This window comes from Nonomuraea sp. NPDC054003, assembly GCF_055585125.1.
In genome coordinates, this window is the sequence record NZ_JBVJKR010000011.1 from 288,019 (window position 1) to 299,291 (window position 11,273).

The window sequence follows — 11,273 nt, forward strand, 5'->3', positions numbered from 1 at the left end:
CGGCACCGACTGGCGGGAATCGGACCTGACCGCGAAGGCCCAGGTCAAGCTACTTGGACGAGACGCCCACCCCGAGATCGAACTCGCGGTAGACGCGCGCCCAGAACCCGTCACGCAGCCACACCCGGGCCTCAGGGTAGGGCCGCAGCGAGTGGCCCAGCTCCTTCTCCGCCTCGATCAGCAGCTCGGTGTCGATCACGGTGGGCAGGATGGGGCCGGGCAGCAGGTCGCGGATGTTGTCGCGGCCCCGCGTCAGGATCCACTTCTGCGCGACGTGCTCGCCGACGTCCTCCACCCGGGGCCGGCTCGGCCCGAGCTTGGCCACCTGGCCGGGCTTGACGTGCGGCTTGACCGGCGAGCGGCCCGCGAACACCTGGGCGGGCGACGGCGCCGCCGCCGGCGGGGCGACCGCCACGGGCTGCGGAGCACGGCTGAAAAAGGGCCTCAGGAAATCAGCGCTGATCACTTCCACGGTGTCGGACTCCCACACCAGGCGCTCGGCCTGGTTGGTGCCGTAGGGCGGCTCCACCCCCCAGAGGTGGATGCGCACCCCGTACGCCTGCGCGGCCTCCACGGCGGGGACCATGTCCTCGTCGCCGGCCAGCAGGATGGTGTCGGTCACCGCGTGGTGCCTGGCCAGCGCCTCCAGGTCGCTCCTGATCTGCGCGTCGACGCCTTTCTGCTGGCCGCGCGCGTTCAGGTTGCCCAGCCGCACCTTCACCCAGGGCAGCTGGGCGATGACCCGCTGGTCGACGGTGGGCACGCGGTCACGGGCGGCGTCATACCAATAGATCCGCAACAGCTCACCAGAAATACGTTCCTCTGCATGTTTCTGAAGGCTCTGGATGAGCTCATCGGCGGCCACACGATATTCCTTGCGTTCCTTGGCGCCAAGGAGCACTTCACCCGCGGCAGCGTAGAGATAACCGACGTCCACCAGGACGGCGTACTTCGCTGCCACAGGGTGCGGCACCAGGTCTGGGATGGCCATGATGTCCTCCAGGCCGGAGCATTAGTTGATCGGCCGACTATATACGCCTACTTTCTCTAGATAGTCCCAACTACCGGAGAACTTGACACCCGATTCTCGGGATCGATCTAGGGCAGGGCACTCATCCGCCAAGCCGTCTTCCCCGGTGTGAGTGGGTTACGCATGCTTCGCGCAGGGTTTCGCCAAGATTGCGTCCGGGGCCGCGCCGGAGGTTCCGGCGCGGCGGGGCGGGCGGCGAGCACGGCGACCAGTGCCGCGAGTTCCTCGGGCGTGGCGTCGCCGCGCACGATGCGCAGGTGGGGACGTGACTGCTCGGTCATAGCGGGATGTTCCCATGCTTCTTGGGCGGGAGGGAGGCGCGCTTGTTGCGCAGCGCGCGCAGCGCCTTGACGACCTGGGCGCGGGTCTCGGAGGGGCGGATCACCGCGTCCACGTAGCCGCGTTCGGCGGCGATGTAGGGGTTGGCCAGCGTGTCCTCGTACTCGGTGACGCGCCTGGCGCGCTCGCTGTCGGGCTCGTCGGCGGCGGCCAGCTCGCGGCGGTAGAGGATGTTGACCGCGCCCTGCGCGCCCATGACCGCGATCTGCGCGGTGGGCCAGGCGAGGTTCACGTCGGCGCCGAGGTGCTTGGAGCCCATGACGTCGTAGGCGCCGCCGTACGCCTTGCGGGTGATGACGGTGACCAGCGGGACGGTCGCCTCGGCGTAGGCGTACAGCAGCTTGGCGCCACGGCGGATGATTCCGTTCCATTCCTGATCAGTGCCGGGGAGGAAACCCGGGACATCAACAAAAGTCAGGATCGGAATATTGAAGGCATCACATGTTCGAATAAAGCGGGCGGCCTTCTCGGATGCGTTGATATCCAGACATCCGGCGAAATGCATGGGCTGGTTGGCGACGACGCCGACCGGCCGCCCGTCCACCCGGCCGAACCCCACGACGATGTTCTGCGCGAAGAGCTCCTGCACCTCCAGGAACTCCCCGTCGTCGAGCACGTGCTCGATCGCCCGGCGCATGTCGTACGGCTGGTTGGCCGAGTCCGGGATCAGCTCGTCCAGCTCCTGGTCGGGCTCCAGGTCCTCGGCGGCCTCGTACGCGGGAGCCTCGTCCAGGTTGTTGGTCGGCAGGTAGGACAGCAGCGCCTTGACGTACTCCAGCGCGTCGGTCTCGTCGGACGCCTGGTAGTGGGCCACGCCCGACCTGGAGTTGTGCGCGTGCGCCCCGCCCAGCTCCTCGAACGTGACCTCCTCGCCGGTGACCGTCTTGATGACGTCGGGGCCGGTGATGAACATGTGGGAGGTCTGGTCGACCATGACCACGAAGTCGGTCAGCGCGGGGGAGTAGACGTGGCCGCCGGCGGCGGCGCCCATGATGAGGGAGATCTGCGGGATCACGCCCGAGGCGTGCACGTTGCGCTTGAAGATCTCGGCGTACAGGCCGAGCGCGACCACGCCCTCCTGGATGCGGGCGCCGCCGCCCTCGTTGATGCCGATGATCGGGCAGCCGGTCTTCAGCGCCATGTCGAGCACCTTGACGATCTTCTCGCCGTAGACCTCGCCGAGCGAGCCGCCGAACACGGCGACGTCCTGTGAGAAGACGCACACCTGCCGGCCGTCGACGGTGCCGTAACCGGTGATCACCCCGTCGCCGTAGGGACGCTTCTTCTCCAGGCCGAACATGCTCGACCGGTGCCTGGCGAACTCGTCGAACTCCACGAACGAGTCCTCGTCCAGCAGCGCGAGCACCCGCTCGCGCGCGGTCATCTTGCCCTTGGCGTGCTGTTTCTCGACAGCGGCGGCGGACCCGGCGTGCAGCGCCTCGTCCCGCCGCCGTTCCAGGTCAGCGATCTTCCCAGCCGTGGTGTGGATGTCCGGCATGGCCGGCACAGGTTCAGCAGCGCTCATGCGCGCAAGAGTAAACCCTGCTCATAGAGTGGCTTCATGAAGGATGCCGTTCGGACCAGCGGCCTGTTCAAAAGATACGGGCCGCAGATCGCAGTCGCGGGCGTCGACCTGGTCGTGCCGGCGGGCAGTTTCGCCGGTCTGGTCGGGCCCAACGGGGCCGGCAAGACCACCACCCTCAGCATGATCACCGGCCTGCTCCGGCCCGACGGCGGCCACGCCGAGATCGACGGCTTCCACGTCTGGCGCGACCCCGTCGCGGTCAAGGCACGCATCGGCGTGCTGCCCGAGGGGCTGCGGCTGTTCGAGCGGCTGTCCGGCCGTGAGCTGCTCCTCTACAACGGCAGGCTGCGCGGCATCCCCAAGGCGGAGGTCGAGCGGCGCGCCACCGACCTGCTGCAGCTGATGGACCTGGCCGGCGCGGCCGACAAGCTCGTCGTCGACTACTCCACCGGCATGCGCAAGAAGATCGGCCTGGCGGCGGCGCTGCTCCACAACCCGTCCGTGCTCTTCCTCGACGAGCCGTTCGAGGGCGTCGACCCGGTCAGCGCCAACACCCTCACCGAGGTGCTGCGCGCCTTCACCGCCTCCGGCTCCACCGTGATCTTCTCCAGCCACGTCATGGACCTGGTCGAGCGGCTGTGCGACTGGGTGTCGGTGATGAACGGCGGCCACATCGTCGCCCAGGGCCCGCTGGAGCGGGTGCGCGACGGGCGCAGCCTCAACCAGGCGTTCCTGGAGCTCGTCGGCGGCCCGCAGACCGGCGGCGGCACCGGGCTGACCTGGCTCGGGCAGCGGGACACGCCGTGACCACCGTCCGCCTCTTCGCCGAGCTCAAGCTCCGCCTGCTGGCCGGCAACCTGCGCGGAGACCTCGCGCGCAAGCTCGGCTTCGTCTTCACCCTCGTCATGGCCGCGTTCCTGGCCGCGCTCGGCTTCTTCCTGATGAGCCTGGTCCGGCTGGCGCAGCCGGAGATCGCCGCCGACATCGTCATCGTGGTGTTCACCCTGTTCCTGGTGAGCTGGATGATCGTGCCACTGCTGGCGTTCGGCCTGGACGACACGCTCGACCCGGCGCGGCTTGCGCTGTTCCCGCTGCCGACCGCGCGGCTGGCCGTGGGCATGTTCACCGCCTCGGCCACCGGCGTGTGGCCGGCGGCGACGCTGATCGTCACGGCCGGCGCGCTGGCCGGGCTGGCCTCCGGCGCCGGCGGGATCCTGATCGGCGTGCCGGCCGTGCTGCTGCAGTTCGCGCTCTGCCTGGTCGCCTCCCGGCTGGTGACCACCTCGCTGTCCAGCGCGCTGCGCACCCGGCGCGGGCGCGACGTGCTCGCGGTGGCCGCGATCGGCGCGGTGCTGCTCTTCCAGCTGCCCAACCTGCTGATCAACAGCGACCTGGGCGACCCGCTGTCGCTGTTGCACGGCACCGCCGCCGTGCTGCGCTGGACGCCCTCCGGCATGGCCGCGCACGCGATCGCCGACGGCGGCCTGGTGGGCGTGGCCGAGCTGGCCGTCGTGGCGCTCGTGGTGGTCGCCGCCGCCTGGCTGTGGATCAAGGCGCTGAGCCGCGCCCTGGTCACGCCCGACGTGTCGAACGAGGCCGCCACCGTACGCCGCGACAGCGGTCTCGTCGACCGCATCGTGCCCGACGGGCCACTGGCGGCCGTGGTGACCAAGGAGCTCAAGTACATCCGGCGCGAGCCCCGCTACCGCGTCGTCTGGTTCACCGCGGTGGTGGTGACCGCCGTGCTGGCGATCTCGTTCGGCCGGGGTGACGGCCCCAGCGGGCCCGGTGTGCCGATCATGCTCACCGCGGCCGGCGGGTTGATGGTGTCGCTGCAGATGTGCAACGCGTTCGGCATCGACGGCCGCTCCCTGTGGATGAACGCCGTGGCGATCGGCTCCGAGCGCGGTCTCAGCGTCGACCTGGCGGGCCGCCACCTGGCCAACGCGCTGGTCGCGGCGCCGATGCTGGTGGCGATCGCGGTCGTCACCGGGGTGCTGACCGGCAGTCCGGGCGCGATCGTCTGGGCGGTCTTCGCGGGCCTGGGCGCGCTCGGCATCGGGTTCGGCGTCGGCGCCGTGACCAGCGTCGTCATCCCGTACACGATTCCCGAGCGGCTCAACGCCTTCACCGGCGCCGCGCCCGGACAGGGCGGGCAGGCGTTCGCCTCGTCCATGGGCGCGATGGTCGGCATCTCCCTGCTGACGCTGCCGTTCATCGTGCCGATGCTCTTCGGCCTGCTCTGGGTGTGCGCGCTCGCGCCCTTCTACGGCCTGGCCGCGGAGGTGCTCGGCCGCAGGCTCGGCGCGCGTATCGGCTTCGCCAGGATGCCCGAGCTGCTGGCCGCCGTCTCGAAGCCCGCCTGACCAGTGGTCTAGTCCAATAAGTGAGACCCCTCTGCGGCGTCCGGGAAGCGGTGTATACGCTTCGAAGCATGATTGACCAGGGGCTGGAGCATCGCAGTGCCGCAGTGACCGAGATGCCCGACGAGCTGCGCAGAGACGTGCGGTTGCTCGGCAGCCTGCTCGGGGAGGTGATCGCCGAGCAGGGCGGCGAAGATCTGCTGGCCGACGTCGAACGCCTGCGCAAGGCCGTCATCGCCGCCCGCAGAGGCGAGGTGTCCGGCGACGAGATCGTCGAGATGGTGTCCGGGTGGGAGATCGACCGGGCGGTGGAGATCGCCCGCGCGTTCACGTGTTACTTCCACCTGGCCAACCTGGCCGAGGAGCACTACCGCATCCGCTCCCTGCGCCGCCGCGACACCGAGGACGGGGTGCAGCGCGAGTCGCTGGCGCACGCCGTGCAGGAGCTGGGCGCCGAGCGCGTCGCCGAGCTCGTCCGCGACCTGGAGCTGCACCCCGTGCTGACCGCCCACCCGACCGAGGCGCGCAGGCGCGCCGTCGCCACCGCCATCCAGCGCGTCAGCCACCAGCTCACCGAGTACGACGCGCCCGAGCGGGGCGCCTCCGAGCGGGCCGAGTCCAGGCGCCGCCTGCTGGAGGAGATCGACCTGCTCTGGCGTACGGCGCAGCTCCGCAACACCCGGCTGGACCCGCTCGACGAGGTCCGCACCGCCATGGCGGCCTTCGACGAGACCCTGTTCAGGGTGGTGCCGCAGGTCTACCGGTCGCTGGACGCGGCGCTGCACGACAGCGTCGGCGAGCCGCTCGCCCGGCCGTTCATCCGCTTCGGCAGCTGGATCGGCGGCGACCGCGACGGCAACCCCAACGTCACCGCCAAGGTCACCCGCGAGGCCATCCAGATCCAGGCCGAGCACGTGCTCACCGCCCTGGAGAACGCCTGCCTGCGGATCGGCCGCACGCTCACCGCCTCGGCCCAGTTCGCCCCCGCCTCGCCCGAGCTGCGCGCCGCGCTGGCCGCCGCCGTCGACCACCACCCCGACCTGGTCTCCGAGCTGGCCACCCGGTCGCCCCGGGAGCCGCACCGGCAGTGGCTGCTGTTCGTCGCCGCCCGCGTCGCCGCCACCCGCAGCCGCGACCTCGACCTCGCCTACCGCGGCCCCGCCGAGCTGCTCGCCGACCTGCGCCTCGCGCAGGACTCGCTCGCCAAGACCGCGGTACGCCAGGCGTACGGGGAGTTGCAGCACCTGATCTGGCAGGTGGAGACGTTCGGCTTCCACCTGGCCGAGCTGGAGGTCCGCCAGCACTCCCAGGTGCACGCGGCGGCCCTGGAGGAGATCCGCGCGGGCGGCGAGCTGTCGGAGCGCACCGAGGAGGTGCTGGCCACGATCCGGGTCATCGCCTGGATCCAGGACCGGTTCGGCGTCGAGGCCTGCTCCCGCTACGTGGTCTCGTTCACCCGCTCCGCCGACGACGTCGCCGCCGTGCACGAGCTGGTCGCGCACGCCCTCGGCGCGCGCCCGCTGGCGCTGGACGTGGTGCCGCTGTTCGAGTCGGGCGAGGACCTGGTCAACTCGCCCCGCGTGCTCACGGGCATGCTCGACATCCCGCAGGTCCAGCAGCGGCTGGCCGACACCGGGCGGCGCATGGAGATCATGCTGGGCTACTCCGACTCGGCCAAGGAGCTCGGCCCGGCCGCCGCGACCCTCCGCCTGTACGAGGCGCAGGAGCAGCTCACGGCGTGGGCCGCCGCGCACGACGTCAAGCTGCGGATGTTCCACGGCCGCGGCGGCGCGCTCGGCCGGGGAGGCGGCCCGGCCAACCGCGCCGTGCTCGCCCAGGCGCCCGGCTCGGTCGCCGGCCGTTTCAAGGTCACCGAGCAGGGCGAGGTCATCTTCGCCCGCTACGCCCACATGGCGATCGCCCGCCGCCACCTGGAGCAGGTCGCCAACGCCGTCCTGCTGGCCTCCTCCCCGGCGGTCGGCGCCCGCACCGCCGCCGCCGCCGAGCGCTTCCGCCCGCTCGCCGAGCGGGTCGCCCGCGCGTCCGAGGAGGCGTACCGCGCGCTCACCGAGGCCCCCGGCTTCCCTGAATGGTTCGCCCTGGTCAGCCCGCTGGAGGAGATCGGCTCCCTGCGCCTCGGCTCCCGCCCGGCCCGCCGGGGCCTGGGCGCCCCGCGCTCGCTCGACGACCTGCGGGCCATCCCGTGGGTGTTCGCCTGGGCCCAGACCCGCGTCAACCTGCCGGGCTGGTACGGCATCGGCACCGGCCTGGCGGCCGCCGACTCCCTGGAGGAGCTGCAGGCCGCCTACGCCGAGTGGCCGCTGTTCAACTCGCTGCTCGACAACGCCGAGATGTCGCTGGCCAAGACCGACCGCTCCATCGCGGCCCGCTACCTGGCGCTCGGCGGCAGGGACGACTTCGCCGAGCAGGTCCTGGAGGAGTACGACCGCACCCGCAGGCTGGTGCTGAAGGTCACCGGCCACAAGCGCCTCCTGGAGAACCGCAAGGTCCTCTCGCGCGCCGTCCAGCTCCGCGACCCGTACGTCGACGCCCTGTCACACCTGCAACTGCGTGCCCTGACGGTGCTGCGCACCGGCGACCCGTCCGACCACGAACGCGACCGCCTGTCCACGCTCCTCCTGCTGTCCGTCAACGGGGTGGCTGCAGGACTGCAGAACACGGGCTGATCCCGGGGGTCAGGACAGGCTGAGGAAGAAGTCGCGGACGTCCGAGGTGAGGGCGTCCGTGGCGGTGTGGGCCGTGTAGTGGCCGCGGGCCGGGGCCGGCAGCGTCTTCCAGGAGACGATGCGGGTGTGGTCGCGGTCCGCGAACGGCCGGATCGACGTGAAGTCGCCCTCGCCCATCGCCAGCGCGATCGGCACCGTCGTGGGCTCCTTGGGCTGCTCGGCGCGGGCGTTCTCCCAGTAGAGCCGGAGCGCCGACGCGGCGGTGCCGGTGAACCAGTGGATGGCGGCGTGGGTCAGCACGAAGTCGTCGTCCAGGTCCTCGTCGAAGAGCTGGGCCAGCCAGCCGACCAGGCCCGAGGGGGAGTCCATGAGGGCGTGGGCCAGGGTCTGCGGCTGCTGCGAGTGCAGGACGTTGAAGGCGCCCTTCTCCTTCCAGAACCAGTCGAGGACGGCCAGGCCCTGCTGGTCCTCCTCCGAGAGGCCGGCGAACTCGGCCGGGTCGCCCGACGGGAAGGAGAAGAGCTGGGTCACGTGGACGCCGACGCAGTGGCCGGGGTCCACCCGGCCGATCTCGGGAGAGATCATCGAGCCGGCGTCGTTGCCCACCGCGCCGTAGCGGGTGTAGCCGAGGCGGGACATCAGCTCGGCCCAGGCGCGGGCGATGCGCACGTTGTTCCAGCCCAGCTCCCTGGTCGGGCCCGAGAAGCCGTAGCCGGGCAGCGACGGGACGACCAGGTGGAAGTGGCGCGACAGGGGCTCGACGGCGTCGAGATACTCGGCGAAGCTGCCCGGCCAGCCGTGGGTGAGGATCAGCGGCAGCGCGTCCGGGTTGTCGGAGCGGACGTGGACGAAGTGGATGTCCTGCCCGTCGATCTCGGTGACGAACTGCGGGTGGGCGTTGAGGCGGGCCTCGACGGCCCGCCAGTCGAAACCGTCGCGCCAGTACGAGACCAGCCGCTGGACCCGCGAGACCGGGACGCCCTGGTCGGCGCCGGGGATCTCGTCGGCGAAGCGGGTCAGGGCCAGGCGGGCCCGCAGGTCGTCGAGGTCGGCCTGGGGGATCTCGATGCGGAAGGGACGGATCACGGGAGGCTCCTCGGAAGAGAACGGAACGGCTTGTTCTGTTCCCAAACTATAGCAGAACGGAATGCTTCATTCCATAAGAATCCGCTCATGGCCGGCATAGACGTTGCACCGCTCCCCCCGCAGGAAGCCCACCAGCGTCAGCCCGAACTCCGTGGCCAGGTCGACCGCCAGCGACGAGGGCGCCGACACCGCGCACACCACCGGCACCCCGGCCGCCAGCGCCTTCTGCATGATCTCGTAGCCGGCCCGGCCGCTCACCATGAGCACGTGCCCGGCCAGCGGCAGCCGGTCGTTCATGGCCGACCAGCCGACGAGCTTGTCGACGGCGTTGTGCCGGCCTACGTCCTCCCGTACCGCCAGAAGGGCGCCGTCGGCGGTGAACAGGCCGGCCGCGTGCAGCCCGCCGGTCTTGCCGAACACGCCCTGGCCCGCGCGCAACGCGTCCGGCAGCCCGTACAGGACCTCGGGGTCGATGGGCGGCCCGCCCGGCGGGAGCGGGGCGCACCGCTCGTGCAGCCGGTCCAGGCTCGCCGAGCCGCACACGCCGCACGCGCTGGAGGTCACGAAGTGACGCTCCAGCGCGGGCAGGTCGGGGATCGGCCCGCGCAGCCGCACGGTGACGGTGTTGTAGCGCTCCTCCGGCGGCAGGTCCTCGTCGGTGCAGTACGCGATGGACGCGATCTCCCCGGGCCCGGCCAGGCCCTCGCCGTGCAGGAACCCGGCGGCCAGCTCGAAGTCGTGCCCCGGCGTGCGCATGGTGATCGCCACCGTCTTGCGCGCCCCGCCGAGCCCGACGAGCCGTATCTCCAGCGGCTCCTCGGTGGCCAGGTTGTCGCGGCGCTCGCGGGCCGTGCGCCCGTTCAGCTCGCGGATCCGGGCCCGGGTGGTGGGGCCGGGCCTGCTCACCAAGCACCTGCAGCGTGGATGCCCCGTCCTTCAGGGCGGGGAGGAAACGCGGTACGGCCGGACACTTCTGTCTCCCGGATTCTGTCGGTGGCGGTCGGTAGTTTGATCGGCGTGTCCCGCTACCGGCTCCAGCCCTCGCCCGCCCAAGAGCAGGTCTTGCTGGAGCACTGCGGGCATGCCCGATACATGTGGAATTTGGCCGTTGAGCAGCACGCTCACTGGAAGCCAGGACGCAAGAGCGCGCCCGGATTCGCCGAGCAGTGCCGTCAGCTGACCGAGGCCCGCGCGGAGTTCGCGTGGCTGCGGACGGGGTCGATCATCGTCCAGCAGCAAGCGCTCAAGGACTTTGCCCAGGCCATGGCCCACTATTTCGGCAAGACCCACCGGCGTCCGACCTGGCGCAAGCGAGGGCGGGGCGAAGGCTTCCGGATCGTCGCCGCCAAGGCCGGTGACGTCCGCCGCCTGTCCCGGCAGGTGGGCGAGGTCAAGATCCCCAAGGTGGGCTGGGTGCGGTTCCGCTGGTCCCGCCCTATCCCCGGAGGCGTCAAGTCGTTCCGGGTGACCCGCGATGCGGCGGGCCGCTGGCATGTGGCGTTCGCCGCGATCCCGGAGCCGATCCCCGCGCCCGGTACGGGCGTCGTCGTCGGCGTGGACCGGGGAGTTGCCGTCTCGGCGGCGCTGTCCACCGGCGAGACGCTGAACGCGCCTGCCTTGCGTGACATCGAGAAGACGCGGTTGGCGCGTCTGCTGCGGAAGTTGGCGCGGGCCGAGCGCGGGTCGAACCGGCGCGGCAGGGTCAAGGCGGCGATCGCGAAGCTGAAGGCGCGCGAGAGCGACCGGCGCAAGGACTGGATCGAGAAGACCTCGACCGGTCTGGCCCGCCGCTTCGACATGATCGCCGTCGAAGACCTCAAGATCTCCGGCATGACCCGGACGGCTAAAGGGACGCTCGACGCGCCGGGCCGCAACGTCCGCCAGAAGGCGGGCCTGAACCGGGGCATCCTCGCCAGCGGGTGGGGCCTGCTCGTGGAACGCCTGGAGCACAAGGCTCCCGGCCGCGTCCAGAAAATCAATCCGCGTTACACGTCGCAGACCTGCAACGCCTGCGGGCACCGCGCCGCCGGATCGAGACAGAGCCAATCTCGATTCCGCTGCGTGGCCTGCGGGCATCAGGCGCACGCCGACGTGAACGCGGCCAGGAACATCAGGGATACGGCCGCAGGGCATGCGGTTGCTGCGCAGGGAGGCCCGCCGTTGGGCGGGCCTGTGAACCGCGAACCTCAACGCGACCTCCTCCTCGTGGGGTAGTTGGCGTTGGAATCCCCCGCTTTTCAGGC

General features: G+C 71.0%; 10 protein-coding genes. 5 read left to right on the forward strand and 5 right to left on the reverse strand.

The features are described from left to right. Positions 1–49 precede the first annotated feature (49 nt). Positions 50–901 (reverse strand): NYN domain-containing protein, encoded by an 852-nt coding sequence (locus ACZ6YG_RS28810; RefSeq protein ID WP_466019737.1) that lies wholly within the window; start codon positions 899–901, stop codon positions 50–52. Between ACZ6YG_RS28810 and ACZ6YG_RS28815 the strand changes: the two genes are divergently transcribed. Beyond that, positions 827–1,051: a hypothetical protein gene (locus tag ACZ6YG_RS28815; RefSeq protein WP_466019739.1), complete on the forward strand. Its 225-nt coding sequence runs from the start codon at positions 827–829 to the stop codon at positions 1,049–1,051. The two genes, ACZ6YG_RS28810 and ACZ6YG_RS28815, sit on opposite strands and share 75 nt — an antisense overlap. A gap of 47 nt (positions 1,052–1,098) precedes the next feature. Here the strand turns inward: ACZ6YG_RS28815 and ACZ6YG_RS28820 are convergent, their stop codons facing one another. Next, a complete protein-coding gene (locus tag ACZ6YG_RS28820; RefSeq protein WP_148037009.1) occupies positions 1,099–1,311 on the reverse strand; it encodes an acyl-CoA carboxylase subunit epsilon in 213 nt (70 codons plus the stop codon). Beyond that, entirely contained in the window at positions 1,308–2,894 is a 1,587-nt protein-coding gene (locus ACZ6YG_RS28825) for an acyl-CoA carboxylase subunit beta (protein ID WP_271280399.1), read from the reverse strand. The genes ACZ6YG_RS28820 and ACZ6YG_RS28825 overlap by 4 nt, the downstream gene beginning before the upstream one ends. 36 nt (positions 2,895–2,930) lie before the next feature. Between ACZ6YG_RS28825 and ACZ6YG_RS28830 the strand changes: the two genes are divergently transcribed. From ACZ6YG_RS28830 to ACZ6YG_RS28840, 3 genes are all read left to right on the forward strand, one after another. Then, positions 2,931–3,701 carry an ABC transporter ATP-binding protein gene (locus tag ACZ6YG_RS28830; RefSeq protein ID WP_148037011.1) on the forward strand — a complete coding sequence of 257 codons (771 nt, stop codon included), beginning with the start codon at positions 2,931–2,933 and terminating at the stop codon, positions 3,699–3,701. Then, complete coding sequence (locus ACZ6YG_RS28835) at positions 3,698–5,260, forward strand: hypothetical protein (RefSeq protein WP_466019699.1); 1,563 nt, start codon at positions 3,698–3,700, stop codon at positions 5,258–5,260. The genes ACZ6YG_RS28830 and ACZ6YG_RS28835 overlap by 4 nt, the downstream gene beginning before the upstream one ends. A 68-nt stretch (positions 5,261–5,328) precedes the next feature. Beyond that, positions 5,329–7,944 (forward strand): phosphoenolpyruvate carboxylase, encoded by a 2,616-nt coding sequence (locus ACZ6YG_RS28840; RefSeq protein WP_246639346.1) that lies wholly within the window; start codon positions 5,329–5,331, stop codon positions 7,942–7,944. 9 nt (positions 7,945–7,953) lie between these two features. Here ACZ6YG_RS28840 and ACZ6YG_RS28845 read toward each other — a convergent pair whose 3' ends face one another. Then, complete coding sequence (locus tag ACZ6YG_RS28845; RefSeq protein WP_466019700.1) at positions 7,954–9,030, reverse strand: epoxide hydrolase family protein; 1,077 nt, start codon at positions 9,028–9,030, stop codon at positions 7,954–7,956. Positions 9,031–9,096: 66 nt separating this feature from the next. Next, entirely contained in the window at positions 9,097–9,939 is an 843-nt protein-coding gene (gene fdhD / locus ACZ6YG_RS28850) for a formate dehydrogenase accessory sulfurtransferase FdhD (RefSeq protein WP_466019701.1), read from the reverse strand. Between the two features lie 108 nt (positions 9,940–10,047). Here fdhD and ACZ6YG_RS28855 point away from each other — a divergent pair, with 108 nt between their 5' ends. Beyond that, positions 10,048–11,244 (forward strand): RNA-guided endonuclease InsQ/TnpB family protein, encoded by a 1,197-nt coding sequence (locus tag ACZ6YG_RS28855; RefSeq protein WP_466019702.1) that lies wholly within the window; start codon positions 10,048–10,050, stop codon positions 11,242–11,244. Positions 11,245–11,273: the final 29 nt, after the last annotated feature.

Bases quoted from the DNA above. Each gene is read 5' to 3' on its own strand.
- ACZ6YG_RS28815 (WP_466019739.1), top strand. From the start codon at position 827: ATGTTTCTGAAGGCTCTGGATGAGCTCATCGGCGGCCACACGATATTC.
- ACZ6YG_RS28830 (WP_148037011.1), top strand. From the start codon at position 2,931: ATGAAGGATGCCGTTCGGACCAGCGGCCTGTTCAAAAGATACGGGCCG.
- ACZ6YG_RS28840 (WP_246639346.1), top strand. From the start codon at position 5,329: ATGATTGACCAGGGGCTGGAGCATCGCAGTGCCGCAGTGACCGAGATG.
- ACZ6YG_RS28820 (WP_148037009.1), bottom strand. From the start codon at position 1,311: ATGACCGAGCAGTCACGTCCCCACCTGCGCATCGTGCGCGGCGACGCC.
- ACZ6YG_RS28825 (WP_271280399.1), bottom strand. From the start codon at position 2,894: ATGAGCGCTGCTGAACCTGTGCCGGCCATGCCGGACATCCACACCACG.